This is a genomic window from Streptomyces sp. CBMA29, assembly GCF_014596445.1.
In the GTDB taxonomy this organism is placed as follows: Bacteria; Actinomycetota; Actinomycetes; order Streptomycetales; family Streptomycetaceae; genus Actinacidiphila.
In genome coordinates this window covers 1-26,646 of sequence record NZ_MECL01000103.1, presented here as the reverse complement: position 1 = coordinate 26,646, position 26,646 = coordinate 1, and the positions used below count along the sequence as shown (strand labels likewise).

Genomic DNA, 26,646 nt, shown 5'->3' with positions numbered 1-26,646 from the left:
GGCCCACCCGTGGGGGGATGGGCCGGCCGGGGTTTTTGGGAACCACGTCACCGCTGCGCGGCTGCCGATGACAGCGACTGGACTCCCGGGGGTTCACCGACCACGGGTGTGTCGGTCGTCACCACGGAGGTGGGGCCGGCCGACGGGATGCGCCCCCTGTGCCGGCCGGCCCCACGGTGTCCCCCGTGTACCCCTTTTGTGCCTAGGGGTAGCTGGTCAGGTACGTGACCTGATGGCCGCTGTTCACGGCCGCTCCCGTGGTGTTGATGACATGGCTGATGGTGCCGACACCACCGAGCGAGACGGTCACCATGTCGTGGAACTTCACACCGGAGGTGTTCGGCACCTGGAAGGAGTTGGCCGACACCACCGAGGAGTTGGCGGAGAAGTAGCAGTAGCTGCCGAGCCCCCACGCCTCATGACTGGTGACCGAGTCGGCCACCTTGTAGGCGGGGTAGCCCTGCGAGGAACCGTTCATCCAGGAAGCCTGGTTGGGCGGGTCGTAGGGCATCTCGTTCTGGAAGAAGTATGTTCTGCCGCCGTTGCCGTTCCACTGCACCTGGGTCTGCTGGTAGTGCTCGACGAACAGGCCGTACATGGTGACGTTCTGGCCGTTGACGACGAGGCCCGTGGCGGCGGTGTTGGTGTTCCAGCCGACGGTGCCGCCGTTGCCGTGGTCGGCGCGCCACAGCCACATGTGGTCGCCGATGACGTTGTTGCTGTTGACGACCAGCGACTGGGTGGCCTTGCCGACCGCCGCGCCGCCGATCCGGAAGAAGACGTCGGACAGGCTGGTCGGGTCGGCCGCGTGGCTGGCGGACGAGCCGGCCGGGCCGATCTGCATCAGCGTCTGGGAGTTGGTGGTGCCCGCGTCGATCAGCAGCCCGGCCAGCTTCACACCGTCCACGTCGGCCGTGGTCAGCGCGGTGATGCCGCCGTCCGGGACGAGCGTGGCCAGACCGAGGCCGAGGACGACGGTGTCGGGCCGGGTGACGTTGATCGTCTGGTTGAGGTGGTAGACACCCGGCGTGAACAGCAGGTTCTTGCCCGCCGCGAGCGCCGCGTTGATGTCGGAGGCGGTGTTGCCCGGCTTGACGACGAAGAACTGGTCGATCGGCAGCGACGCTCCGGCCGGCGTCTTGCCGTTCCAGGTGGTGCCGGACGCGTTGGACTGGAGCGCGGGCACGAAGACCTGGTACTTGCCCGCGCTGTCGATGTACAGGAAGGGCTTCTCGCGCACCACGGGCGCGCTGGCGACGGTGGTGTACGTCGGGAAGCTCTGCGCGGGCGCGCCCTTGTCGCCGACGAAGACCATGTTCCAGTTGGAGCCGCTCCAGGACCCCATCTCGGTGTCCTTGGTGAGGAACTGCTGCTGGGAGCCGGACTGGATCTGTCCGTCGATCTTGGAGTCGGAGATGAAGCCGCCGCTCGACCAGCCGCCGTCGTCCAGCGCGAGGTTGCCGCGGACGTGCATCCGCCGGTACGGGGCGGCCTGCGAGACGGCCCAACGGTCGCTGCCGCCGGTCGGGTTGACGGACATGTTCTCGGCGTCACGCCAGAAGTTCTGGGTGGCGTTGCCCTGGAACCAGTCGGCCTCGGCGTGCACCTTGCCGTTGATGGTGACCGAGTCGGGGCTCAGGCCGAGTCCGGCGACCTGGGTGTAGAAGCCGACGTTGACGTCCGCGCTGTAGGTGCCGGGCTTGAAGAGCACCGCGTAGCGCTGGCTGCCGAACTGGTTGGTCTCCTGCTGGCTGAAGATCGAGTTGAGCTTGGACTGGATGGTCGAGGCGGACATCGACGGGTCGAAGACGACCGTGTTCGGGCCGAGGTCGGGGTCGCCGCCGCTGGGCGGGGTGGTCGGCGGGGTGGTGCCGCCGCCGCTGCCGCTGACGTTGAACGACTGCGCGGTGGTGCCGTTGCACGTGTACTGCTGGAGCTGCACGCTGTCGGCGGTCGACGCGCTGGGCACGTCGAGGCACTTGCCGCTGTTGCGGTTGACGAAGTGGAAGGCACCGCTGCTCTCGGCGACGGGCTGCCACTGCTGGTTGCTGCCGCCGCCGTACAGCCAGAGCTGTGTGGTGGCGCTGTCGGCGGTGGAGACGCCGGTGACGTCCCAGACCTGGGTGGGCGCGGTGGACACGCCGATCCGGTAGTAGCCGCTGTCGGTGGCGGTGAACTGCCACTGCTGGGCGGCGCTCGCGTTGCAGGCGTACTGCTGCACCGCTGTGCCGTTGGCGGTGGCCGCGGCGCGCGCGTCCACGCACTTGCCGCTGTTGACGCTGGTGACGGTGGCCGGGGCGGCCGGGATGGTGGCGGCGCCCGCGTCCCGTGCGGTGACCAGGGCGATGCAGGCCGAGACCGGCAGGACGAGTGCCGCCGCTATGGCGGCTGTTCGTCTGCGGGTGCGGGAGGTGCGGGTGAGCGTGCCGGGCACGGTGGGGACCTGAGTCACACGTGTCTCCTCGGTCGCGTTGTGGGGTCGCGATGCGGTGTGGACGCTAGGGGCCGCCCGTCGGCGAGTCAATACACATCAAAAAATAAGTCGTGAACTATCCGGCCGGAAAAGAGGGCCCGGCCGTCTCGGCCGGGCCCTCCCAGTGCGCCTGACGGTACGTCAGGAACCGATCGTGTCGGTCGTCAGGAGGCCGATCAGCAGGATTCCGACCACGATCCGGTAGATCACGAAGGAGTTGAACGAGTGCTTGGCGACGAACTTCAGCAGCCAGGCGATGGAGGCGTAGGCGATCACGAACGACACGGCGGTGCCGACGGCGAGCGCGGGCACGCCGACGCCCCCGCTGGTGGCGTCCTTCAACTCGTACAGTCCCGCGCCGGTGAGGGCGGGCAGGCCGAGGAAGAACGACAGGCGGGTGGCGGCCACCCGGTCCAGGTCGCGGATGAGCGCGGTGGAGATGGTGGCACCCGACCGGGAGAAGCCGGGGAAGAGCAGCGCGAGGATCTGCGAACAGCCGACGATCATCGCGTCCTTGAAGGTGACCTGGTCCTCGCCGCGCTTGAATCGCGCCATCTGCTCGGCGCACCACATGACGACGCTGCCGCCGATCAGCGAGAAGGCGACGACCCACAAGGACGCGAGGGCGCCGTCGATCAGCGGCTTGGCGGCCAGCCCGACGACGACGATCGGGATGGTCGCGTAGATCACCCACCAGGTGAACTTGTAGTCGTGGTTGTCGCGCTCCCTCTTGTCCGCGAGCCCCTTGAACCAGGCGCCGACGAACCGCTTGATGTCGGAGAAGAAGTAGACGAAGACGGCGGCGATGGCGCCGGTCTGGATCACCGCGGTGAAGCCGACGACAGCCTTGTCGTCCACCGGGATGTTCATCAGGCCCTCGGTCATTTTCAGGTGACCGGTGGAGGAGACCGGAAGGAACTCGGTCACTCCTTCCACGACGCCGAGAATGACGGCTTGGCCGACGCCGATGACGCTCATTGGGTGGTCCCGCCCCTTGTCCGCCGGTGACTGCCCCGGCCCGTTACGACTACATGTTCGTAGACAACGGTCAGACTGTAGAGGATCGGCGGCCGGACCCCGAATCCGGGGCCCGGCCGCCGCGGGAGGCGGATCAGCAGGCGCCGAGGTCCTGCCAGACACCCCACTCACCGGTGGTGCCGGGCGTCTCGCCCGTCGTCCACCACTTGGCCTTCCAGGTGTGACCGGCGTACGAGACGGTGTTGCCGCCCACGTAGACCGCGCCGCTGTTCCACGCGGTGGCGGTGCAGCCGGTTGTGGTCCCGGTGACCGTGAGCGTGTACGCGGCGGTGTGGGTCGTGGTGCCCGCCTTGCCGGTGACGGTCAGGGTGTACGTGCCGGGGGCCGCTGAGGCCGTGGTGGCGACCGACAAGGTGGCGTTGCCGCCCGCGGTCACCGAGGTCGGGCTGAGCGTGGCGGTGACACCGGCCGGGGCGCCGGAGACCGTCAGCGCGACGGACTGCGCGGTGCCGGAGGCGACGGCGGTGTGCACGCTGGAGGTGGTGGAACCGCCCTTCGCGACGGAGCCGGAGGCCGGGGTCAGCGACACCGAGAAGTCGTTCGCCGGGGGCGGGGTGGTGGTGCCGCCGCCGGTGAAGGGCTGGAAGGTGTGGCTGAACTGCCAGGTGCTCTGTGCGACGCCCGAGCAGGTGTCGGAGCCGCCCTGGCCGGGGCAGCCGCCGTTGTCACGCTGGAGCGCCCAGAAGGACAGCGTGTTGATGCCCTTGCCGACGGCCCAGTTGTAGACGGTGGTGGCGTTGGCTGTAGTGAAGGTCTCGGCCGCGCCGAAGTCGTCGATGCCGGGCATCTCCGTGACGCCGACCATGCCCCAGATCTGCGCGTCGGTCTTCGACGGGTAGAGCCCGGCGAGCTGGTCGTGCAGGCCGGTGGCGGCGGTCTGGGTGTCGGTCGCCATGTTGTGCGTGGCGTTGTCGTAGTAGTCGAACGTCATCAGGTTCACGACGTCGACCTTGACGCCGTTGGAGATGGCGTTCTTGATCACCGACAGGCCCGAGCCGTCGCCCGCGGTGCCGGTGGTCAGCCCGTGGGTGGTGGTCGGCAGGGTGTAGGAGAACTGCACCGAGCGGCCGTTGCCCGCCGCCCAGTCCTGGACCATCTTCACGGCCTTGTTGCGGCGGTCGATACCGCCGGCGTTGGTCAGCGAGTTGTCCTCGATGTCGAGGTCGATCCGGCTGACGTCGTAGGTCGTGATGACCTTCTCGTAGGCCGCGGCTATGGAGCTGACGTTGGTGCAACTGTCGGCGATCTCGGTGCCGCTGTTGTCGGCCGCGTAACCGCCGAAGGACGGGATGACGTCGCCGCCGCCCGCCTGGAGCGTGTCGATGTCGGCGCCGAAGTTCGCCTGGGCGATCGGCAGCGAGCTGTCGCCGTTCCAGTACGGGGTGCAGGAGCCGACGGACGGCGTCTGGATGAACGCCATGGTGAGGAATTTGTTGCCGGAGGCCGACGCCAGGCCGGAGAGGCTGTCGCCGTTGTACGCCTCGAAGTACGGGGCGAACACGTGGGCGGGCAGCGGGGTGGCCGCGTGGGCGGTGCCGCTGCCGGTCAGGGCGAGCCCGGCCGCCGCGGTGGCGGTGACGAGTCCGGTGAGCAATGCGCGAAGTGGTCTGCGAACGGGTCCGGTCATGGACCGCGCTCCCTTCGAGGGGGGATGTGTGAGGGCCGACAGCACAGGGGGCGCTGCTGGTCTGGACCAATACTGTTGGTCTGGACCACCCAACTGTCAAGAGTCCTAACAGATAACGGAGTTGGACCACTCACCCCACGGGACCGGACATTTCCGGCGCCCGGACAGCACGCGTCACCGCCGCGCCCGCGTGGGCGCGGCGGTGACCTGTCAGTACCCCGCTCGCGCGGTCAGCGCCGCCAACTGGCGATCGCCAGCGCGGGAACGAACCGCGCGGCGTCCAGCGTGCCGACACCCGTCGCCATGTCGTACCCCTTCACGGCGGTGTAGCCGGTGACGCCGTCGTAGGAGTTGTTCGTGCCGTCCTTGACGTCCACGATCCCGGTCAGCCTGCTGTCACTCCGGTAGAGCGCGTACAGCGCCCGGTGGATGTCGCCCACCCGGTGCCCGGCGAGCTGGTCGGCCAGCGCGACGATGCCGGAGAACAGCGGGCTGGACTCGCTGGTGCCGCCGTAGACGTCCCACCCGACGGCCGTCGGGTCGAAGGAGGAGTACACCCACGCGCCGCCGTCCACGGCCGCGGTCATCGAGATGTCCGGGGTGCCGCGCCGGGCGCCGACGACGTTCTTGACCGCGTCCTGGTAGGAGGGCCTGGTGAAGACGTGCGACTGCCCGCCGCCGCCCGCGCCGTAGTCGTTGTAGACGCTGTCGGGCGCGGTGCGGTTGCCCGCGTCGTCCAGGTGGAGCTGCGTACCGCCGATCGAGGTGACCAGCGGGTCGGACGAGGGCCAGGAGTTCACCGGGTACGGGTAGTCCGTATTGCCGTCCGCCATCGAGTCGGTGGCGCCGCCGTCGCCGGAGGACGACAGGACCGTCACGCCGTGCGCGGCGGCGGCCTTGAAGGCGTACCGCAGCTTCTGGATGCTGGAGAAGTCGCCCCGGTCGAAGCCGGGGAAGGTGTTCTCCGTGGCGCCGAAGCTCTGCGTGATCACGTCGCCGACGCCGTGCTCGATCATCGACTTCTCGGCGTCCATCATCTCGGGCAGTCCCTCGACGCCCTCGGTCTCCGCGACGCCGGTCTCCACCAGCACGATGTGCGCGTCGGGCGCGACGGCGTGCGCCATCTCCACGTCCAGCGTGCTCTCGCTCGCCCAGCCGGTGTGGTCCGGATTCGTCGGGTCGAACGGCGGCGCATCACCCCACTTGACGACCTGTACGTGCGAGCTGGCGATGCCGAACTGCTTGCTGTACACGTCGAGGTCGTGCTGGATCGTCGGTGACCCGAACGAGTCGACGATCACGATCGTCCGCCCCTTGCCGGTGATACCGGCGCGGTAGAGCGGCTTGAGGTCGTACGCCTGGCGGTACTGCTGCGGGGTGTAGCAGTTGATGCCCCACTTCGCCTGGCACTGCGCGCCGCTGAGCGGGCTGCTCGCCCCGCTCACCAGCCGGTGCCCCGTGACGGCGGGCACGGCCTTCACCACCGGTGCGGTACGCGCCGGGGCGGCGATGGCGGACCCGGCGACGGGAGCGGCTGTCAAAGCGGCGGCGGCGAGGGCGATGACCCCTGCCGCCGCGACCGCGGCTCGGGGCCGCGGACGGAATCTGCGCATGGACTCTCCTTGTGTGGAGTGCGACCGCACGAGACGGATGCCGCGATCACACCCACAGATCATGCCCAGGACAAGAGACTTCGCCGTTTGCTGCCGACCGCTTTACCCCGGATGGCCGCCCCTTGGCCGTTTCATGGGCATGCCATGACGAGCTGTCATGGTGCGGTGTCGTGGGGCGGTGTCTTGGTGCGCTGTCGTGGGGCGGCGTCGTGGGGCGGCGTCATAAGACAGCGGGCCGGCCGACTGCGGATCAGGACACGATGTCCTTCGTGCGGAAGCCGCGGAAGGCCAGCGCGGTCAGCACGATCGCGTACGAGACCGACACCGAGGTGCCCTGGAGCATGCCGGACCACTCCATCGTCGGCTGGAGCGCGTCCGCCCAGGAGAACTGCCAGTGCGCGGGCAGCACGTCGCGCCACCGCCCGAGCGCGGTGACGGCGTCCAGCACATTGCCGACGATGGTGAGGCCCACCGCGCCGCCGACCGCGCCCAGCGGCGCGTCGGTGACCGTGGAGAGCCAGAAGGCGAGCGCGGCCGTGACGAGCTGGCTGACGAAGATGTAGATCACGGCGACGGCCAGCCGCGGCAGCGCCTCACCGGACGCCAGCGCCCCGCCGGTCGGCAGTTCCAGGTCCCCCCAGCCGTACGCGACGGTGCCCGCCACGAGCGCGACCGCGGGCAGCAGGACGAGCGCGACCGCGCTGAAGCCGAGCGCCACGGTGAGCTTCACGGCCAGCAGCCTGGTGCGCGGCACGGGCGCGGCCAGCAGATAGCGCAGCGAGGACCAGCCCGCCTCCGAGGCCACGGTGTCGCCGCAGAAGAGCGCGACCGGTACGACCAGGACGAAGCCCGCGGAGACGAACAGGCAGGTCGCGCAGAAGTTGGCGCCAGAGGCGGTTGCGGTGTCGATCAGCGTCGGGCCGTTCCTGCCCTCGCCGCTCGGGGTGCCGCCGATCGCGAAGGCGGCGATCAGGATGAACGGCAGGGCCGCGAGCAGCGCGGCCACGATCATCGTGCGGCGCCTGCGCAACTGCCGCCTGGCCTCGACGCGCAGCCGCAGCGTACGGCCGGGGCGGTAGCCGGGCGCGGTGGCGCGGGCCGGGGACCCGTCCGGGGCGGGCGCGGGGGCGGGCATGGCGGGTGCGGCGCTCACGAGGAGCCTCCGATCAGGGTCAGGAAGGCGTCCTCCAGGCGGCGGTGCGGCCCGACCTGGGCCACGGGCACGTCGAGACGGACGAGTTCGGCCACGAATTGCGCCGGGGTCAGGCCGTCGAGCACCGCGAGCAGACCGTCCTCCTCGCGGACCGCGGTGGCGACCCCGGGCAGCGCGGCGACCTTCTCGACCGCGCTCTGCGGCAGTTCGCCGTCGACCCCGACCAGCACGGTGTCCGCCGAGCCGATGATGTCGGCGACGGGACCTGCCGTGACCAGCCGCCCGCGGTCCATGACCACCAGATGCGTACAGGTCTGTTCGACCTCGGCCAGCAGGTGGCTGGAGACGATCACGGTCCGGCCCGCCTCCGCGTAGCGGATCAGCACCTCGCGCATCTCGCGGATCTGCGGCGGGTCGAGTCCGTTGGTCGGCTCGTCGAGGATCAGCAGGTCGGGCAGGCCGAGCATGGCCTGCGCGATGGCCAGCCGCTGCCGCATGCCCTGCGAGTACGTGCGCACGGCCCGTTCCAGCGCGTCGCCGAGGCCCGCGATCTCCAGGGCCTCCGCCAGGTGGGCGTCCTGCGCGGGACGCCCGGTGGCCTGCCAGTACAGGTCGAGGTTGGCGCGGCCGGACAGATGCGGCAGGAAACCGGCGCCCTCCACGAACGCGCCGAGCCGGGACAGCACGGGCGCGCCGGGCCGTACCGCCTCGCCGAACACCCGGATCTCGCCCTCGTCGGGGCGGATCAGGCCCATCAGCATCCGCAAGGTGGTGGTCTTGCCCGCGCCGTTCGGCCCGAGCAGACCGAGCACCTGGCCGGGTTCGACGCGGAAGGACAGGTCGCGCACGGCGTACTGGTCGACGGACTTCGCGTACCGCTTGCTGAGGCCGGTGATCTGCAACGGCACCGCGGCGAGCGCCGGGTCGGCCGGGCGCGGGCGGACCCGGCGGCGGCCGGTGAGCAGCAGGACGGCGGCCACGGCCAGCGCGATCAGCGGCAGTGCCCACGCCCACCACGCGACCGAGGTGGCGTCGGCGCCGAGCCCGGTGTCGGTGGGCAGGGTGAGCGTCGGCGACGCGAGGGAGACGGTCAGGGCCGCGGGCGCGGCCGGGGAGGCGTAGCCGAGGTCGGTGGTGGACAGCACCACGCGCAGTCGGTGCCCGGCCGCGAAGTCGTGGTCGACGGCGGGCAGTCGGAGCGTGACGGTGGCGCCCTGCCGGGACCCGACAACGCGTACGGGGGCGGCGAGCGAGGCGGGCAGGGTCTCCTTGCCGCCGGGCGTGACGTCGTAGAGCTTCGCGAAGAGCACGGCGTCGGGCGCGTCGGTGGCGACCTTCACCCGCACCGACGGCGCTCCGGTGAGCTGGGCGCCGTCCCGCAGCGGCGCGGACTCGAACACCGCGATCTGGCCGGGGAAGTCCAGGGAGATGCCGGCGCCGAGCGAGGAGAGCTGGGTGAGCGCGCCGAGGCCGGGGACGGCGGAGATCGCGGGCGGGGCGCCGCCCGCCGGGTTGGTGATCCGCTGCGTGGAGCCGGCAAGCGCGATCTTCCGACTGCCCGATCCGTCGAGGCCGGGGTAGCTGTCGCCGCTCGCGCCGCGCAGGGTGACGCTGCCGTCGGTGGAGTTGAGGCCGCCGGTGCGGGTGACGCGGAAGGCGGGTCCTGTGCCCGTGGACGTCTCGCCCTTGAGGTAGTGGTCGAACCAGGCGGTGACCCGCTTGTCGATCCTGCCGTTCTCGGTGTTCCCGCCGTCGTGTCCGCCCGCGATCCAGTCGACGGTGACGGGTGCGCCGTTGGCCCTGATCGCCTTGGCCATCGCGTCGGACTGGGCGAGCGTGAACAGCGAGTCGGTCTGGCCCTGCACGATCAGCGCGGGGACCTTGATACGGGAGCCGACCGCGGACGGGCTGAGCGCGTCGAGCTGCGCGCGGGCGGCGGCGTCGGGCTTTCCTGCCTGGGCCACGCGTTGGTAGAGCGCGCAGACGGATGGTTCGAACCGGCCGCAGAGGGGGTCGGCGGCGGGGGCACCGGTCGTGGGGGCTCCGGTGGGGGCTCCGGTGGGGGCTCCGGTGGGGGCGGGCGTGCCTGTGCTTGTGCCCGTGCCTGTGCCCGTGCCCGGGGTCTGGTCGCCGCCCGGTGCCGCGTCCAGCGGGGTGGAGCCGCTGGAGAAGAAGATGCCGGCCCACAGTTTCTTGTAGACGTCGTTCGGGAAGAGCGCGTCGCTCAGATTCCAGTACGTCATACGCGGCGCGATGGCGTCGACGCGCTTGTCGTAACCGGCGGCGAGCAGGGAGATCGCGCCGCCGTACGAGACGCCGGAGATGCCGACCCGCGGGTCGCCCGGCGCGTCGAGCCGCACGTCGGGGCGGTCCGCGAGCCAGTCGACGAGCTTGCCGACGTCGGCGACCTCGCCGTCCGGCGCGTTGAGCCCGATGCGTCCGGTGGAGTGGCCGAAGCCGCGCGCGGACCAGGTCAGTACGGCGTAGCCGTGCCGGGCGAGCGCTTCGGCCTGCCCGCGCACGTCGTCCTTGCTGCCGCCGAAGCCGTGCCCGAGCAGTACGGCGGGCCGCCGGCCGGGACCGCCCGAGGTGAAGTACGAGGTGTCCAGGCGTACGCCCCCGGCGCCGTCGAGCATCGCGTCGCTGCGGTGCACCGAGCCGCCGTCACCGGACGCGGTCGCCGTACCGACCGCGACGCCGCCCGCCACCAGCACCACGAGCGCCCCCGCGGCGGCGAACCACCTCTTACGTCGCGGCCATCGAAGATCCATCCCCCGATCCTAGGGCGTGTCCGCAAGGTCTCGTCTGGCTGGCGGCGCCTGGCACGCACGCTCGCTGCGTTGTCGGGCTCATCCGAATAGGCCCACTATGAGGACGACCTCCCCCAGACTCCGTCCGGGGGTGCCCCCACCGCCATTGCCGATCGCACGCACCAGACACCGCCAGCCCCGCCCTCCGGGCGAACGACGAGACCTTGCGGACACGCCCTAGGCGGCACGGGCCGCCGACCGGACGTGGGCGGGGGGTTCTCCGGGTATTCCCATACTCCGCGCCTGTCAGGTGTCTTGACTTCTGCGATGGCGCATGCCATCCATGCGGTGCCCACGCGTCCGTCCGGGCGCGGGCAGGAGGGGCCGCATGCTCTCGCTCGGCGATATCTCCGACCGGCTGGAAATCCAGGATCTGTTGATCGAATACAGCCACGCGGTGGACACCGGCCAATGGCCGCTGCTGGACGCGGTCTTCACCAAGGACGCGGTCCTCGACTACACGGCGACCGGCGGACCGCGCGGAACTCTGCCGGAGATCAAGGAATTCCTCGCGGCCGTCATGCCGCGTTTTCCCGGATATCAGCATTTGCTCGGGAATTGCGCGATCCGGCTCGACGGGGACCGCGCGACGGGCCGCACCATGTGCCTCAACCCGCTCGTGCTTCCCGAGGGCGGCAAGGCCGCGGAGCGCGGTGTGCTGCTGTGCGGCTTCTGGTACGTGGACGATTTCGCGCGGGACGGCGGCGGTTGGCGGATCTCCTCGCGCCGGCAGGAGACGTCGTACATGTACCGGGCGCCGGGCTCCGTGGAGGCGTGACCGGCCGGCCGCCTGCCGGACGTACCCGGTTCGTGACGTGTGCGTGAACCGCCGCGGCGCGGTGGCCGACGTGGGTACGTCGGCCACCGCGCCGGGACGCCGCCCGTGGGACGGGCGGCCGGTGGTGCGGCGGATCAGCGGTGTGCCGCGCCGCGCCTGCGGTTGAAGACGAGCAGGCCCGCGCCCGCGGCGACGACGGCCGCGGCGATGCCCGCGATCATCGGCGTCGCGCTGGAGCTTCCGGTCTCGGCCAGGTCACCGGAGGCCGGGGAGGTGCTGGCCTGCACGACCGGGGCGTTCGAGGTGGCGGTCGTCTCGGGAGTGGTCGGCGGCGCGGTGGGCGTCTCGGACGCCGGGGTGGTCGGCGTCTGGCTCGGCGGCGCGGTGGTGGGCGGCGACGTCTCGGGCGTGGTGGGCGGCGCGGTCGGCGGCTTCTCGCACGGCTCGGACGTCTTGTACTCGTCCCTGCCGTACTGCTTGCCGTCGCCCGCCTTCACGACCAGGTGCACCTTGATCGCGGTGCTGTGGTCGGGCAGCGCGCCCGTGAAGTCGTAACTGCTGCCGAACGACTCATTGCTCGCGAGTACGGCGCCGCCGTCCACGGAGACGGTCACCGAGTTGGTGACCCGGCCGTTGTAGGCGGTGAGGTGGACCGAGACCGAGTCACAGTCCACTGACCAGTTGGGGGTGTGTGCCGATGCGGGCGCGGCCAGTACGGCCGACCCGATGAGCGCCGCCATTCCGGCGCCCGCTATGACACCGGAGCGCCTGCGGCTCTGGCGCGTCATGTGCATGAATCCTCCCTGAATTTCGCTGTGTTCTCCGACTCCCTGGCGACGCCCCCGTCCGCCATAACTACGGGGACCGGGACCCTACACCCCGCCGAATTCCGCCCGTCGACCGCCCCCCGCCATTACGGGGGCCGTATCAATTCACCTGCAATTCCAGGGGATTCGATCACCGGGCGCCCGCCCGGGGGCCCACCGGTCGCGGCGCGCGGGTCGTGTCGGCCGCGGGCGGTACCGTGCGGGAGACAGTACGGGGCACGTCAGGCGGAAGGAGGCAGGTCGCATGGCCAAGGCGCTGACCCCCGCCCAGCGGAGGGCGGTTGCCGGCTCCGATCCGTCGACCGGCCGGCTCTCGGCGCGCGCCGACGTCTGCGCGGCGCTGGCGGCGGCGGGTCTCGCGGTGCCGCACGGCCGCAGCGGCCACCACACGTACTACCTGTCCCAAGAGGGTCTGCGGCAGCGCGCCGCGCTGGCGGCGGCCGAAGCGGCACGGGAGGCCGCGCGGGAAGCGGCACGGGAGGCCGCGCGGGAAGCGGCACGGGAGGCGGACGCCGTGGAGCCGCCCGCGGTCTCCGACGGCACTTTCACGGCGGACGACGGTACGGGGACGGTGGCGCCCGGCCGCGGTCCCGCTCGGGCGGCCGAGGTGGCCGCGGCGTGGGAGGGCCTGCTGGGAATCCGGGCGGTACTCCTCGACGGCGTGACCGATGTACCCGCGCCGTGGGAGCGCGAACGGCTCGTACACGCCGTGGCGTTGGCCCTCGAAGCGGCGGGCTGTCCGCCGGCCCCCGACGGTTACACGGTCACACCGTCCACGCAGGACGGCGCCGTCGAGGTGTCCTGGCGCGGCGCGGCCTCCCCCGACGAGGCCGCGGACCGCCTCGCGGAGTGCGCCGCGCTCCTCGACGCCCGCGGCTGGCAGTCCACCCGGCACCGCGACCGCGCCACCCGCCCCTTCCTCCTCACCTCCCCGCGCCGAACGGCGCCCCGCCGCTGAGCGGTTGATCAGCCGATGGTGACGACACGCGCCCAGGACGGCGGCGTGGCGGGCACGTAATAGTCGTCGTCCTCGTCCGCCTCGGACGGGCGGGGGAAGAGGCCGACGACGGTACGGCAGGGCGGTTGCGCGGAGGGCCACGGCGTCTGACCGTCCGTCAGGGCGACGATCACGTCCGGGCGGGGCCTGGACCGTAGCGCGCGGGCGAACCCGGAGCGCAGATCCGTACCGCCGCCACCGATCAGTTCGATGCTCTCGGCCCGGCAGATCGGCACCGCCACACCGGCCGCCGCGTCGCAGGAGATCACCGAGACCAGATCGCGCCGCCCGCCCACCGCCCGTGCGATGGCGGCCACTTCGAGCAGCGCGCCGCCCAACTCCGCGTCGCTGACCGACCCCGATGTGTCGATGACGACACAGACGTGGGGTGGCGTACGGCGCAGGCTCGGCAGCAGCACTCCGGGGACGGCGGCCGAGCGCCGTGAGGGCCGCCGGTAGCTGTGGTTGTCGCCCCCTCCGGGCGAGGCCGCCGCCGAGCGGAGCGCGGCACCGAGCAACTGCCGCCAGGGCTGCGGCGGATGGAACGCATCCTCCGCCCAGCGCCGCCAGCCCTCGGGCGCCTCACCCGGCCGACCCTTGACGCCCTCCGCGACCCGGAAGCGGACCGCGTCCCGCTGCTGCCTGCTCAGCCCGTGCGCGCCGTCCGGCCCCAACTCCCAGGGCCTGAGCTGCCCGTCGGCGCCGCTGCCGCAGTCCAGCCAGGCCAGTTCCGCGGCGAGCCCGGCGAGCGAGGCGCGCCGCAGGTACTCCTCCATCAGCAGGCCGCTGGGCAGGTCAAGCATCGACGGCAGCACCGCGCCGGTGGGCATGGGCAGCCCCTCGCCGTAGATGTCGTCGTTGATCTCGAAGTCGGCGGCGATGTTGCGCCGCAGCCTGCCCAGTCCCTCGGCCGACGGTCCCGCCGGACCGCTCCCCTCCCCCGGCCCGTGCTCCTCGTACTCGCGCGCGTACCGCTCGCCGCGCCCGTGGTGGTCCCTCAGCAGATGGGAGACCTCGTGCACCCAGACGCCCGCCAACTCCTCGGTGGGAGTGCGCGCGACGAAACCGGGCGAGACGTAGCAGCGCCAGTACGCGTCGACCGCCATCGTCGGCACCGACCGGTCCTCGACCACGTGCAGCGCGAAGAGCGCGCTGGCGAGATACGGGCGGGCCTTGACCGCGTGGAGGCGCGCGACGAGCAACTTCTCGGTGTCCAGCGGGAGTCCGGGCTCGTACGGCCGCTGGTACGCCCGCCCGTACGGCCCGTCCGCGGCCCGCCGCCCGGTGCCCGTGATCCGTACCGGCCGTGGTGGCGCGGGCCGGGGCATCGGGTACGGCTTGGCGGTCACGGGCCATGGGCGCTTCGCGGTCCCCGTCATCGGCCCACCCGCTCGGTCCGCGCCGCCTCGGCCTCCGCGGCGCGGCCCATCGACCGGTCCGCGCGCCGGGCCAGGCCGATCACCGCGGTCAGCCGCTCCACAGCGGCGGGGATCTCCCAGCCGTCGCGGCGCAGCCCTGCCAACGCGGTCGCGGGCGCGACCAGCAGGTCGGGGGCGCCGCTCTCCAGCGCCCGCACCAGGACGGCCCAGCCCGCCTCCCAGCGGGCCCGTTCCGGCCGCGCCCCGACGGCGGCGACAACCGCTTCCAGCGCGGCCTGCCGCAGATCGCCGCGTTCGGGCAGTTCCGCGGTGGGCGGGTCGGCCATCAGCGCCTCGGGGTCCGGCAGGTCCATCCGGTCCAGATGCGCGAGGAGTTCGAGTCCGGGGCCGTCTCCCACGGCGCCCCGCACCAGCAGCGCCAGCACCTCGCGGGACACGGAGGCCGCGGTGCCGAACGCCAGCAGTGTCAGGGCCGCCTCCCAACTGCGGGGCGAGGGCCAGGCGCCGCCGCGCCGCGTCTCGGTGGTCGGCAGCCGGTGGATCAGCGTCGGCCTGGCCTCCAGGAAGCCGCAGACCGCGCGCCGCGCGAGGGCGACGGCGCCGGGCAGCGACTCCGGTACGAGCGTGGGGAGTTCGGGGCACGGCCAGACGCCGCCGAGGCCGCGGACGACCACCTCGCGGTCGTGCACCCAGGACAGGTGCACGAAGCGGTTGGCCAGCGGCGGGCTCAGCTCCCAACCGTCGGCCGCCGAAGCGCGCGGGTTCGCGGCGGCCACGATCCTTACGCCGGGCGGCAGTTGAAGCGCGCCGACCCGCCGTTCCAGCACGACGCGGAGGAGTGCGGCCTGCACGGCCGGTGTGGCGGTGGACAGTTCGTCGAGGAAGAGCAGTCCGCGCCCGGCGCGGACCAGTTCCACCGCCCACTGCGGCGGGGCCATCGGCACCCCTTGTACGGCGGGGTCGTCGCCGACGATGGGCAGCCCGGAGAAGTCGGTGGGTTCGTGGACGCTGGCGATCACGGTCGTCAGCGGCAGGTCGAGGGAGACGGCGAGCTGCGTCAGCGCCGCGGTCTTCCCGATGCCGGGCTCGCCCCAGAGCAGTACGGGCAGGTCGGCCGCGACGGCCAGCGCGAGCGCTTCGAGCTGTTCGTCGGGGCGGGGTTCGGTGGTGCTGGTCCGAAGGAGCGTCAGAAGACTTTCGGCGACGACGAGTTGAGGATCGGCGGCAGGGGCGGCGGGACCGGGTCCTGGGGCTTCGGCGGGCGCGGGCAGAAGGGTGCTGGACGTCATGGGCATCACCTGGGGCAGCTCGGGGGAACGGGACGGCCCGTTCCGAGGGGTCGTTGAGGTGTGCGGCGCCGAAAGGCGCCGTGTGAAGGCGAGAGGGGAAGGGGTGGCCGACGGTCGGCGGATCAGCAGAACATCCCGGCGCGGGGCCGGGTCCTGATGCGCCGTTTGCCGGGCAGGGTCCATGCCTTGTCGTGGCGCGGCCTGGGGCCGCGCCACGCGGCGGCGGGATGGACGGGGACCAGCCCCGCGCGGAAGATTCCGTGGTCGATGCGGCGCGCGGCGGCCGACTCCAGTTCCTCGCGGAGCGGGCCGTCGCGGAGCGTCGCCAGCGGTCCGAGCAACCCTTCGACCACGGCGAGCGCGCCGCTCACGTCACCGTGCGTCAGCCGGTCCCGAACGGCGGGCAGCGCCTCGGGCTCGCGGTGCACGGCATCGATCGCGCGCAGGCAGGGCAGCGGTGGTCCGCCGAGCGCCACCAGCAGTTCCTCGCGGCGCAGTTGGTCCGGTTCGTGGTCGACCGCCGTCAACACCCCGTCCCGCAGCGCGATCCGGTGGACCTCGCCGCCGCACTCCACCCGGTGCGGATCGCCGGGCCCTGGCCCGCGCGTTCGCACGGGTGCCGTGTCGTACGGGGCCAACGCGGCCGCGACCAGCGGGTGCAGCCGGTCGGCCGTGATCAGCCCGGCCCGTAGCAACTCCAGGTCGGGCAGGACGCGGGCCGCCGCTTCCGGCAGTACGGGCAGTGCCGCGATGTCCTGCGAGCGCGGTGGTTCCCGCAGCGGCCGGAAGGTCGGGGCGTGGCTGTCGTCGGGCGCGACGAGTTCGTACGCGGCGCGGCCGTGCGCACCCGTCCGCACGGTGAAGGCGCCGCGGGGGCGGCCCTCGGCTCGCAGCAGCAGTTCGGCCTCCGCGGCCCAGCGCGTCACGGCCCACGGACCTTCGTCCGTACCGCAGCGCCGCGCCAGCTCGGAGCTGCGCCGGGCGTCCCAGAGATGCCGGTGCAGGTCGAGCCGGAACCTGGGCTCGGGACGGGGGTGCGGGTGGTGTTCGGCGGCGGCGCCGTCGCCCGGCCCCTCCCGGAGCGTCAGCGACATCCGCTGCCCGGCGTCGGCGTGGGCAGGCGGCGTCCGCACCACCAGGTCCAACGGCGCGGCCGAACTCCCGTACCGCGCGAGGAGGATGGTGACGCCCGGCCGCAACCGGCCGTCGGGCGCGATCCTCGGCATGTGCCAGCGCAGCAGATCCGGCGCAAGGCGCCGCAGATCCGCTTTGAGGCGGGCGGCTGATTCGGCGCCGTGCCGTACGCGCACGGTGCGGGGATCGAGGTCCACGTCGATCCGGGCGGCGGCGCACGCGCCCGCCCAGTCACCGACCGCGCTCCGCGCGGCGGCCCTCTCGATCATGGACTCGGGCACCGCGTACTCGCGTACGCGCCGCCACATCAACAGTCGGGCCGGAATCGCTTCCGCGAGGTGATGTGCCATCAGCACTCACCTTGCGCGGACGATTCCCCCAATCCACAGGGCAGGAAGTTCATCATCGGGCCCATCATACGGATCCGCGTGGCGGGCGCCAGACCGGTTTCCCACGGGCGCGGGGGCGGGACCTCGTGCGGCCGGCCGGTGCACGGACGGCACAGAGCGCCCGACAGCGGATATTCCGGGGTTCGGTGCCGTCGATGACGGTCAGGTGTCGTGAATATTGCGAGGAGCCATCGCATTTTTGCGCAGACTCATGGACTTACTGCGGATCGCCTCGTAGTCTCTCCACGCCCGGCCGGGTGTTCCCCCCTAGTTCCCCCCTAGCTCCACCCCCTCACCCCCCTCGACGCGCAAGGACGTGTGCCTGTGTCGCACTCATTGCAGAGCCATGAGTTGAGTCCTCAAAGAAGCCGCAGAGTCAGACAGCGCGGCGCCGCCGCGGTGCTGTCGTTCGCCGTGGCCGCGGCAGCCGCGCTGACCGCCGTGACCTTGGCGAACGCCCCCGCCGCCCACGCGGCGGGCGTACCCGCCCCTTCGCCCGTCGGCATATCGGGCCGCGGCGCGAACGTGCCGTTCAAGGAGCTCGAGGCCGAGTACGCCAATACCAACGGCGCGCTGATCGGCCCCGACCGCTACTACGGCCACCTGCCGTCCGAGGCGTCGGGCCGTCAGGCCGTCACCCTCAGCGCCGCAGGACAGTACGTGGAGTTCACCCTGACGGCGCCCGCGAACGCGATGTCGCTGCGCTACAGCCTCCCGGACACCGCGGACGGCAAGGGCAGGGACGCCACGCTGGACGTGCAGGCCAACGGGACCTCGGTCAAGACCCTGCCGGTGACCTCGAAGTACAGTTGGTACTACGGCGGTTACCCGTTCAACAACAACCCGGGCGACACCAACCCGCACCACTTCTACGACGAGTCGCGGACGATGTTCGGGACCACGTACCCGGCCGGGACCAAGATCCGCGTGCAGGTGACGTCCACGGCGCAGTCCCCGACCTTCACCATCGACCTCGCGGACTTCGAGACGGTCGCGGCCCCGATCGCCAAGCCCGCCGGCGCGCTCGACGTGGTGACGGACTTCGGCGCCGACCCGACGGGTGCCACGGACTCCACCGCCAAGTTCCAGGCGGCGGTGGACGCGGGCAAGGCGCAGGGCAAGACCGTATACATCCCGCAGGGCAACTTCACGCTGTACAGCCACGTCATCGTCGACAAGGTCACCCTCGTCGGCGCGGGCCCCTGGTACAGCGTGCTCGGCGGCCGTGACCCGGTGAACCGCTCCAACGCGGCCGGAATCTACGGCAAGTACACCAACCAGGGCGGCCCGAGCACCAACGTCAACCTCAAGGACTTCGCCATCATCGGCGACATCCGCGAGCGCGAGGACAACGACCAGGTCAACGGCCTCGGTGGTGCGATGTCCAACTCCACCGTCGACAACCTGTGGTTGCAGCACGTCAAGTGCGGTGCGTGGATGGACGGTCCGATGGACCACTTCACCATCAAGAACAGCCGCATCCTGGACACGACGGCCGACGGTGTGAACTTCCACATCGGCGTCACCAACTCCACGGTCACCAACACCTTTGTGCGCAACACCGGTGACGACGGTCTGGCGGGCTGGCCGGAGAACGTGCCGAACGTGAACGACAGTTTCGACCACAACACGGTCGTGCTGCCGATCCTGGCGAACAACATCGTCACGTACGGCGGCAAGGACTTCAACATCTCCGACAACGTGATGGCCGACACCATCTCCAACGGCGGCGGCCTGCACATCGCCAACCGCTACCCGGGGGTCAACGCCGGTTCCGGCACCGCGGTCGCGGGCACCATCACGGCGGCGCGCAACACGCTGATCAGAACCGGTAACAGCGACTTCAACTGGCAGTTCGGCGTCGGCGCCATCTGGTTCGACGGCCTCCAGGGCAAGGTCGACGCCAACATCCAGATCACCGACACGGACATCCTCGACAGCTCCTACGAGGCGATCCAGTCGATCGAGAGCGGCGTCACGGGCGTCACGTTCAAGAACGTCAACATCGACGGCGCGGGCACCTACGCGATCCAGGCGCAGGCACCGGCCGACATGACGTTCATCAACGTCAAGGCGAAGAACATCGCCCAGTCCGCCACCCCGATCCACAACTGTGTCGGCACCGGCCTGAACATCATCGACGGCGGCGGCAACTCCGGTATCACCGGGCAGACCTGCACCGGCACCTGGCCGACCCCGATCTGGACCAACGGCGGCGTGCCGACCGGCGGTGGCGGCGGTACGACCACGCCTCCCACCACCCCGCCGACCACGCCCCCGACCACTCCGCCCACCACTCCCCCGACGACCCCGCCGACCACTCCGGCCAACGGCAACCTGGCGCAGGGCCGCCCCGCGACCGCCTCGTCCGCGGTGCAGAGCTACTCGGCGGCCAACGCCGTCGACGGCAACGCGTCCTCGTACTGGGAGAGCAACAGCAACGCCTTCCCGCAGACGCTGACCGTCGACCTCGGCGCCGCCAAGTCGATCGGCAAGGTCACGCTCAAGCTCCCGCCGTCGGCGGACTGGGCGACCCGTACCGAGACCCTGTCGGTGCTGGGTTCGACGGACAACAGCTCCTGGAGCACGCTGAAGGCCGCCGGCGGCGTCACCTTCAACCCGTCGTCGGGCAACACGGCCACGCTGACCTTCAACGCGGCCACCACCCGGTACGTCCGGCTGAACATCACCGGCAACACCGGCTGGTCCGCGGGCCAGATCTCGGAGTTCGAGGTCTACGCGGCCGACGGCACGCCGACCACCCCGCCCACCACTCCCCCGACCACTCCGCCGACGACACCTCCCACCACGCCTCCCACGACCCCGCCCGCCAACCCGAACCTGGCGCAGGGCCGCACCGCCACCGACACCGGTCACTCGGACGTCTACGTCGCGGCCAACGCGGTGGACGGCAACGTCAACTCCTACTGGGAGAGCGCCAACAGCGCCTTCCCGCAGTCGCTGACGGTCGACCTCGGCTCCGCCAAGACCGTCGGCCGGCTGGTGCTGAAGCTGCCGGCCAACTGGGGCACCAGGACCGAGACGCTGAGCGTCCTCGGCTCCGCCGACAACAACACGTACAGCACGCTCAAGGCGTCCGCGGGCTACACCTTCACCCTGGGTACCGACACCGCGACCGTGACCCTGACCCCGACCACCACCCGCTACCTGCGGCTCACCTTCACCGGGAACACCGGCTGGCCGGCGGGCCAGCTCTCCGAGCTGGAGGTCTACGCCTCCTGACCCGGTGACCGCACCGACTCCCCGCCCCGGCGGCCCCGTAGGTCAGGGTCCCCGGGGCGGGGCATTCGCGCCGGTCGCGACGGTACGGGCGGGCGATCTAGAGTCGGTCCCATGGAATACCGTCACCTTGGCCGCAGCGGCCTGATCATCAGCGAAATCGCCTACGGAAACTGGCTCACCCACGGCTCCCAGGTGGAGGAGGACGCGGCGACCGCGTGTGTGCGGGCGGCGCTGGACACGGGGATCACGACCTTCGACACCGCCGACACGTACGCGCAGACCCGCGCGGAGTCGGTGCTCGGCCGGGCGCTGAAGGGCGAGCGCCGGGAGGGTCTGGAGATCCTCACCAAGGTCTTCTGGCCGACCGGTCCCGGACGCAACGACCGGGGTCTGTCCCGCAAGCACATCATGGAGTCGATCGACGGCTCGCTGCGACGGCTCCAGACGGACTACGTCGACCTCTACCAGGCGCACCGGTTCGACCGGTTCACGCCGCTGGAGGAGACGATGGAGGCGTTCGCCGACGTCGTGCACTCCGGCAAGGCGCACTACATCGGTGTCTCGGAGTGGACGGCGGACCAGATCCGCCGCGGGCACGCGCTCGCCCGCGAGCTGCGCGTCCCGCTGGTCTCCAACCAGCCGCAGTACTCCGCGCTGTGGCGCGTGATCGAGGCCGAAGTGGTGCCCGCCTGCGAGGAGTTGGGCATCGGTCAGATCGTCTTCTCGCCGATCGCGCAGGGGGTGCTGACCGGCAAGTACGTGCCGGGGCAGCAGCCGCCCGCCGGTTCGCGCGCCACCGACGCCAAGGGCGGCGCGAACATGATCGACCGCTGGATGAACGACGACGTGCTGGAGCGGGTGCAGCAACTCCACCCGCTGGCCGCGGAGGCCGGTCTGACGACGGCTCAGCTCGCGGTCGCCTGGGTGCTCCAGAACCCCAACGTCTCGGCCGCGATCGTCGGCGCGTCCCGCCCCGAGCAGGTCGCGGAGAACGTGAAGGCGGCCGGTGTGACGCTGGACGGGGGTCTGCTGGCGAAGCTGGACGCCGTCCTGGAGCCCGTCGCGGTCACCGACCCGCTGAAGACGCACCAGATGACGCCCGCCGCGCGACCGTAGGACCGGAGGACCAAGGCACACGCAGACGCACCCGCACCCGCACCCGCACCCGCACCCGGACCCGCACCCGCGGAACACGGTCCGATCCATCGCGCCGCGGGGAAGCCCGCCCGGCCGCCGCGTACAGTATGTCTACGTGCCTGTAGACAAAGCTGACACCCGCGGCCGGGCGGGCCATTCGCGTACCGAGCGAGAAGGGCCGCTCCCCCGGTGACCGCCCGCGCGCCGTGGCGCCGCGTGTTGCTCCCGGCCGGGTTCGCCGCCGCCTTCGCGGTGCTCGCCTGGGTGGTGGTGGCCAGGCACGGCACCCCGTACGCGGTGGACACCGGGCCGCACCGCTGGTCGGTGGAGCACCGGCCGCACGCCATGGTGACCGTGGCCCGTACCGTCACCGACCTCGGCACCGGCCCGTTCCCGTATCTCGCCGCCGTACTGGGCGGCTGGCTGGCGGGCGGCGGCAGCGTGGGACGCGGCGCGCTGCGGACCTCGCGCGGTGTGCCCACGGCGCTGCTCGCGCTCGTCGTGCTGCTCGCGGGCCAGGCCGTACGCACGCTGCTGGTCATGGCGCTGCACCGGGCCAGGCCGCCCGCGGCGGACTGGGCGACGCACGCCTCCGGTTACTCGTTTCCTTCCGGGCACACCGCGTCCAGCGCGATGGCCGCCGGGCTGCTGGCCTGGGGGCTGCTGCGCTGGCGGCCGGGCCGCACCGGGCGGCTGCTCACCGCGCTGTGCGCGCTCGTCGCGCTGGCCGTCGGCTGCACCCGGGTGTATCTGGGCGTGCACTGGCCGACGGATGTCTTCGGCGGCTGGCTCTTCGCCGGTTGCTGGCTCAGCGCGGCGCTGCCGCCGCTCACGACGTTCGCCGGCCGGAGCGGGCCGGGTGGACCCGGCCCGTCCGATCAGATCGAGACGCCGTGAGCCCGCAGATAGTGCAGCGGGTCGATGTCGTCGCCGTACTCGGGTCCCGTCCGCATCTCGAAGTGCAGATGCGGTCCGGTGACGTTGCCGGTCGAGCCCGAACGCGCTATCCGCTGGCCGGAGGTGACCTTCTGTCCGACCTTGACCGAGATCTGTGACAGGTGCGCGTACTGGCTGTAGTCGCCGTCCGCGTGCCGGATGACGATCTGGTAGCCGTAACTGCCGCCCCAGCCCGCCGTCACCACGGTGCCCGCGGCCACCGACTTCACGCTGGTGCCGGTGCCGACCAGGAAGTCCACCCCGGTGTGGTATCCACTGGCCCAACTGGAGCCAGAGGCGTGGTAGGGCGTGCCGATCGGCGCGCCGCTGACCGGCAGGGTGTACGCGGTGTGGGTCGGGGCCGCGGCGGGCTTCGTCGTACGGTCCAGCGTGCGGGTGCCCGCGGGGGCCACCGACTTCTTGGGCGCGGCCTTCGGGGTGGCCTTGGGCGTCGGCTTCGGCTGCGCCTTGGGGTGGGTCGTGGTCTGCGGCTTGCGCTGCGTCGTGTGCTGCGGCTGTGCCACCGGGGTCCGCAGGTCGAGCCGCTGGCCGGGGAAGATCAGGTCGGGGTCGTCGCCGACCACCGAGCGGTTGTCGGCGTAGAGCCGGGGCCAGCCGCCCGCCACGTGGTGGTCGTCGGCGATGCCGGACAGCGTGTCGCCCGACATCACCGTGTAACGGTCCTTGCCCGGGTCCGATGTGGGCTGCGTAGTCTTCGGCGTGCTCTTCGGCGCGGTCTTCTTCGCGGGCGCCTTGGCCGGAGAGCTGGCCCGTGCCTTCGCGCTGCTCTTGGTCTCGCTCCTGACCGGAGCCTTCGCGGGCGTCCTGCGCGCCTGGTCGGACGCGGTCCGCACCTTCGCGGCGGGCACCTCGACCTTGTGGGAGGCGCTGGCGGCGGTACGGGTCAGCCCGGCGCGTACCGAGCAGACCGGCCAGGCGCCGGGGCCCTGGCTGTGCAGCACCTTCTCGGCGACGGCTATCTGCTGGTTCTTCGTCGCGAGGTCGGCGCGCGGCGCGTAGGCCGCGCCGCCGAAGGACTTCCAGGTGCTGGAGGCGAACTGGAGCCCGCCGAAGTACCCGTTGCCCGTGTTGATCTGCCAGTTGCCCGAGGACTCGCAGTTGGCGACCTTGTCCCAGGTGCTCTCGGAGGCCGCGTGGGCACTGCTCAGCCCGATCAGCGGCAGGGCGAGACCGGCGCCGCCCGCGGTGACGGTGAGGGATGCCTGCGATACGCGGCTGGGGCGGTATCGGCGGTGACGTCCGCGTAAGGGCATAGCACGAGTCCTCTCCAGGACCGGCCCGTGGGGCCTGGGCTGCCGTACGCCCGAATTGCCGGGCGGGCCAAAGATAGGGCCCGTACACACTCGGCCACAAGGGGTGACGACAAGTGTTCGGTTTCGGGCGGTTCGGGAATGACGGAGTCCGGTACGCGTTGGAACGAACGTGAGTTCTCCGCTGCGCGACACCCCGTTCTCCGTCCTGGACCGCTCCCGCACGAGGGAGGGCCAGGACGGCGCTCAGGCGCTGCGCGACACCGTGGCGTTCGCGCGGGAGGTCGAAGCGCTCGGCTACCACCGCTTCTGGGTCTCGGAGCACCACAGCGTGCCCGGCGTGGCCGGTTCCGCGCCGACGGTGCTCGCGGCGGCGGTCGCGGCGGCCACCTCGCGGATCAGGGTCGGCACCGGCGGTGTGATGCTGCCCAATCACCAGCCTCTGGTCGTGGCCGAGCAGTTCGGGGTCCTGGAGGCGCTGTTCCCGGGCCGGATCGACATGGGTCTCGGGCGGTCGGTGGGCTTCACCGACGGCATCCGCAAGGCGCTGGGCCGCGGCAAGGAGGCGGCGGGCGCGTTCGACGCGCAGATCGACGAGCTGCTCGGGTACTTCACCGGCGGCCAGCGGGTCCATCCGCAGGTGCACGCCTGGCCCGCCGAGGGGCTGCGTCCGCCGGTGTTCCTGCTGGCCGTCGGCAGCGGCGCGGACCTGGCCGCCGCGCACGGGCTGCCGCTGGTGATCGGCGGCGTGCGCGGCGAGGACGCGATGCTGCGCGCGGTGGACCGCTACCGCACCGCTTTCCGCCCCTCCGCCTGGTCGGCCGCCCCCTATGTCGTGCTGTCCGGCACCGTCGCGGTCGCCGACAGCGGCGAGCGGGCCCGCAGACTGCTGGTCCCGGAGGCGTGGTCGACGGCCTGGTCCCGTACGCACGGCGTCTTTCCGGCCCTCGCGCCGTACGAGTCGACGGCCGCGCGCACGATGACGGGCCCGGAGCGCGAACGCTTCGAGGAGGCGATGGCCGGGCATCTGCACGGCACGCCCGAGGACGTCGCGAAGGCGCTGGAGTCGCTGCTGGAGCGCAGCGCGGCCGACGAATTCCTCGTCACGACCAGTACCTACGACCGCGCGGAGCTGCTGGAGTCCTACCGGTTGCTGGCCGTGATCACCTCGGGAGATCCGGCCGGCGCGTGACAGCGCCGGGTTAGGGTCACCAGGTGAGCGAACAGATCATCGAACCGGTCTCCGGCGACCTCGACGTCCGCTGGCACGCGGGGTGGCCGTCGGCCAAGCACGACCCGGCGCCGGAGATCCAGGTGCACGCGTACGACGAACACACCCTGATCCTGCGGCAGAACATGTCGGTGCACTTCGAGGCGCCCTTCCTCTTTCTGCTCTTCGGTGCCGAGCGCGCCCTGTTGCTGGACACCGGCGCCACCGCCGACGCCCGTCACTTCCCGCTGCGCCGCACCGTGGACGCGGCGATCGAGACATGGCTGGCCCTCCAGCCGGGCACCGAGCCGGACGCGTACGAACTGGTGGTGGCGCACACCCACGGCCACGGCGACCACATCGCGGGCGACGCCCAGTTCGCCGACCGGCCCCGTACCGTCGTGGTCGGTCCGGACCTCGACGCGGTGACGGCCTTCTACGGGCTGCGGGACTGGCCGCGGGGCACCGCCACGTTCGACCTCGGCGGCCGGGTCCTCGACGTGCTGCCGGGCCCCGGGCACGAAGCCGCCGCCACCGTCCTCCACGACCGGCGCACCGGCATCCTGTTCACCGGCGACACCCTCTACCCCGGTCATCTCTACGTCCGCGACCCGGCCGCGTACACCGCGACCGTGGACCGGCTGCTGGCCTTCTGCGAGCGGCACCCGGTCACCCATCTGCTCGGCTGTCACGTCGAGATGACCACCACGCCCGGCGACGACTACCCGCGCGGCACCACCCACCAGCCGGACGAGCCGCCGCTCCAGATGGACGTGGCCCACCTGCGCGCCCTGCGCGCGGCGCTGACCGCGGTCGACGCCCGTCCCGGCGTCCACGGCTTCGCCGACTTCCTCGTCCACATCGAACCCCGCACCGAACCTCTCGACCCGGAGCGCACATGAGTACGGTCAACGTCGGCGTCATAGGCGTGGGGAGCTGACGGCGACGCCCACGCCGCTGGACGAGGCCGCGATCGGGGCGGGGCTCGCGGCGCTGTCCGACGGGTGATCAGGGGGCTTCGGGGACCGACGATGTGACGGCGCATCGGATTCGCTCACCGGCCGGTGAGCGGCTGTCAGCCGGTCGGCCCCCGGGCGTCACGCCGGTGGCGGCGGTGTCTCATCCTTATGGGTCACGTCGCCGCGCCGACCCGGCCACGGCGTTCCTACGGTGACGGCATGAACGTCTTCCGCGCCTCGTCGTCCCGCCACGACCGTCCTCGTAAGACCGCCGCCGCTCCCGCCGTCGCGGCCTCGGCGGCCGTCACCAGGTGCCTGGCCGTCGGCTGCTGCCTCGCCGCCGCGACCGCGCTGGCCACCGTGTCCGCCGCCGCGACCGCCTC

Annotated in this window: 18 protein-coding genes; 7 read left to right on the top strand and 11 right to left on the bottom strand. The window is 71.8% G+C overall.

Going from position 1 to position 26,646, the window contains the following annotated elements:
* Positions 1-202: 202 nt before the first annotated feature.
* The 6 genes from BGM09_RS15625 to BGM09_RS15600 all read right to left on the bottom strand — a co-directional run bounded on the left by BGM09_RS15625 (position 203) and on the right by BGM09_RS15600 (position 10,675).
* On the bottom strand, positions 203-2,452 hold the full coding sequence (locus BGM09_RS15625) for an RICIN domain-containing protein (protein WP_411158313.1): 2,250 nt from the start codon (positions 2,450-2,452) through the stop codon (positions 203-205).
* A 162-nt stretch (positions 2,453-2,614) separates the two neighbouring features.
* A complete protein-coding gene (locus tag BGM09_RS15620; RefSeq protein WP_188282189.1) occupies positions 2,615-3,451 on the bottom strand; it encodes an undecaprenyl-diphosphate phosphatase in 837 nt (278 codons plus the stop codon).
* A gap of 133 nt (positions 3,452-3,584) precedes the next feature.
* Positions 3,585-5,138, bottom strand: a complete 1,554-nt coding sequence (locus tag BGM09_RS15615) for a chitinase (RefSeq protein ID WP_188282188.1) — start codon at positions 5,136-5,138, stop codon at positions 3,585-3,587.
* Between the two features lie 230 nt (positions 5,139-5,368).
* Positions 5,369-6,751: a S8 family serine peptidase gene (locus tag BGM09_RS15610; RefSeq protein ID WP_188282187.1), complete on the bottom strand. Its 1,383-nt coding sequence runs from the start codon at positions 6,749-6,751 to the stop codon at positions 5,369-5,371.
* A 250-nt stretch (positions 6,752-7,001) separates the two neighbouring features.
* On the bottom strand, positions 7,002-7,886 hold the full coding sequence (locus BGM09_RS15605) for an ABC transporter permease (protein ID WP_188282197.1): 885 nt from the start codon (positions 7,884-7,886) through the stop codon (positions 7,002-7,004).
* Between the two features lie 14 nt (positions 7,887-7,900).
* Complete coding sequence (locus BGM09_RS15600; RefSeq protein ID WP_188282186.1) at positions 7,901-10,675, bottom strand: alpha/beta fold hydrolase; 2,775 nt, start codon at positions 10,673-10,675, stop codon at positions 7,901-7,903.
* A 367-nt stretch (positions 10,676-11,042) separates the two neighbouring features.
* Between BGM09_RS15600 and BGM09_RS15595 the strand changes: the two genes are divergently transcribed.
* The gene (locus BGM09_RS15595) at positions 11,043-11,492 is read left to right on the top strand and encodes a nuclear transport factor 2 family protein (protein WP_188282185.1); all 450 of its coding nucleotides are present in this window, start codon (positions 11,043-11,045) and stop codon (positions 11,490-11,492) included.
* Between the two features lie 134 nt (positions 11,493-11,626).
* On the opposite strand, the gene BGM09_RS15590 is transcribed toward BGM09_RS15595, so the two are convergent.
* The gene (locus tag BGM09_RS15590; protein ID WP_223187026.1) at positions 11,627-12,280 is read right to left on the bottom strand and encodes an LAETG motif-containing sortase-dependent surface protein; all 654 of its coding nucleotides are present in this window, start codon (positions 12,278-12,280) and stop codon (positions 11,627-11,629) included.
* Positions 12,281-12,563: 283 nt separating this feature from the next.
* Between BGM09_RS15590 and BGM09_RS15585 the strand changes: the two genes are divergently transcribed.
* Positions 12,564-13,277 carry a hypothetical protein gene (locus BGM09_RS15585; RefSeq protein ID WP_188282183.1) on the top strand — a complete coding sequence of 238 codons (714 nt, stop codon included), beginning with the start codon at positions 12,564-12,566 and terminating at the stop codon, positions 13,275-13,277.
* 8 nt (positions 13,278-13,285) lie between these two features.
* Here the strand turns inward: BGM09_RS15585 and BGM09_RS15580 are convergent, their stop codons facing one another.
* The 3 genes from BGM09_RS15580 to BGM09_RS15570 all read right to left on the bottom strand — a co-directional run bounded on the left by BGM09_RS15580 (position 13,286) and on the right by BGM09_RS15570 (position 17,468).
* Positions 13,286-14,695: a DUF2201 family putative metallopeptidase gene (locus tag BGM09_RS15580; protein ID WP_188282182.1), complete on the bottom strand. Its 1,410-nt coding sequence runs from the start codon at positions 14,693-14,695 to the stop codon at positions 13,286-13,288.
* Complete coding sequence (locus BGM09_RS15575) at positions 14,692-15,984, bottom strand: AAA family ATPase (RefSeq protein ID WP_188282181.1); 1,293 nt, start codon at positions 15,982-15,984, stop codon at positions 14,692-14,694. The genes BGM09_RS15580 and BGM09_RS15575 overlap by 4 nt, the downstream gene beginning before the upstream one ends.
* Before the next feature lie 122 nt (positions 15,985-16,106).
* Entirely contained in the window at positions 16,107-17,468 is a 1,362-nt protein-coding gene (locus tag BGM09_RS15570; RefSeq protein ID WP_223187024.1) for a hypothetical protein, read from the bottom strand.
* A 363-nt stretch (positions 17,469-17,831) separates the two neighbouring features.
* On the opposite strand from BGM09_RS15570, the gene BGM09_RS15565 reads away from it, so the two are divergent.
* From BGM09_RS15565 to BGM09_RS15555, 3 genes are all read left to right on the top strand, one after another.
* Entirely contained in the window at positions 17,832-20,750 is a 2,919-nt protein-coding gene (locus BGM09_RS15565; protein WP_411158312.1) for a discoidin domain-containing protein, read from the top strand.
* A 111-nt stretch (positions 20,751-20,861) separates the two neighbouring features.
* The gene (locus BGM09_RS15560; RefSeq protein WP_188282180.1) at positions 20,862-21,866 is read left to right on the top strand and encodes an aldo/keto reductase family protein; all 1,005 of its coding nucleotides are present in this window, start codon (positions 20,862-20,864) and stop codon (positions 21,864-21,866) included.
* Between the two features lie 210 nt (positions 21,867-22,076).
* On the top strand, positions 22,077-22,784 hold the full coding sequence (locus BGM09_RS15555; protein ID WP_317452713.1) for a phosphatase PAP2 family protein: 708 nt from the start codon (positions 22,077-22,079) through the stop codon (positions 22,782-22,784).
* Here BGM09_RS15555 and BGM09_RS15550 read toward each other — a convergent pair.
* Positions 22,766-24,097: a transglycosylase family protein gene (locus tag BGM09_RS15550; protein ID WP_188282179.1), complete on the bottom strand. Its 1,332-nt coding sequence runs from the start codon at positions 24,095-24,097 to the stop codon at positions 22,766-22,768. The genes BGM09_RS15555 and BGM09_RS15550 overlap by 19 nt on opposite strands.
* A 169-nt stretch (positions 24,098-24,266) precedes the next feature.
* Between BGM09_RS15550 and BGM09_RS15545 the strand changes: the two genes are divergently transcribed.
* Positions 24,267-25,286 carry an LLM class flavin-dependent oxidoreductase gene (locus tag BGM09_RS15545; RefSeq protein ID WP_188282178.1) on the top strand — a complete coding sequence of 340 codons (1,020 nt, stop codon included), beginning with the start codon at positions 24,267-24,269 and terminating at the stop codon, positions 25,284-25,286.
* A 23-nt stretch (positions 25,287-25,309) separates the two neighbouring features.
* A complete protein-coding gene (locus tag BGM09_RS15540; RefSeq protein WP_188282177.1) occupies positions 25,310-26,206 on the top strand; it encodes an MBL fold metallo-hydrolase in 897 nt (298 codons plus the stop codon).
* Positions 26,207-26,646: the final 440 nt, after the last annotated feature.

Bases quoted from the DNA above. Each gene is read 5' to 3' on its own strand.
- BGM09_RS15595 (WP_188282185.1), top strand. From the start codon at position 11,043: ATGCTCTCGCTCGGCGATATCTCCGACCGGCTGGAAATCCAGGATCTG.
- BGM09_RS15610 (WP_188282187.1), bottom strand. From the start codon at position 6,751: ATGCGCAGATTCCGTCCGCGGCCCCGAGCCGCGGTCGCGGCGGCAGGG.
- BGM09_RS15575 (WP_188282181.1), bottom strand. From the start codon at position 15,984: ATGACGTCCAGCACCCTTCTGCCCGCGCCCGCCGAAGCCCCAGGACCC.
- BGM09_RS15615 (WP_188282188.1), bottom strand. From the start codon at position 5,138: ATGACCGGACCCGTTCGCAGACCACTTCGCGCATTGCTCACCGGACTC.
- BGM09_RS15590 (WP_223187026.1), bottom strand. From the start codon at position 12,280: ATGACGCGCCAGAGCCGCAGGCGCTCCGGTGTCATAGCGGGCGCCGGA.
- BGM09_RS15600 (WP_188282186.1), bottom strand. From the start codon at position 10,675: ATGGATCTTCGATGGCCGCGACGTAAGAGGTGGTTCGCCGCCGCGGGG.
- BGM09_RS15580 (WP_188282182.1), bottom strand. From the start codon at position 14,695: ATGACGGGGACCGCGAAGCGCCCATGGCCCGTGACCGCCAAGCCGTAC.
- BGM09_RS15585 (WP_188282183.1), top strand. From the start codon at position 12,564: ATGGCCAAGGCGCTGACCCCCGCCCAGCGGAGGGCGGTTGCCGGCTCC.
- BGM09_RS15550 (WP_188282179.1), bottom strand. From the start codon at position 24,097: ATGCCCTTACGCGGACGTCACCGCCGATACCGCCCCAGCCGCGTATCG.
- BGM09_RS15605 (WP_188282197.1), bottom strand. From the start codon at position 7,886: ATGCCCGCCCCCGCGCCCGCCCCGGACGGGTCCCCGGCCCGCGCCACC.
- BGM09_RS15560 (WP_188282180.1), top strand. From the start codon at position 20,862: ATGGAATACCGTCACCTTGGCCGCAGCGGCCTGATCATCAGCGAAATC.
- BGM09_RS15620 (WP_188282189.1), bottom strand. From the start codon at position 3,451: ATGAGCGTCATCGGCGTCGGCCAAGCCGTCATTCTCGGCGTCGTGGAA.
- BGM09_RS15570 (WP_223187024.1), bottom strand. From the start codon at position 17,468: ATGGCACATCACCTCGCGGAAGCGATTCCGGCCCGACTGTTGATGTGG.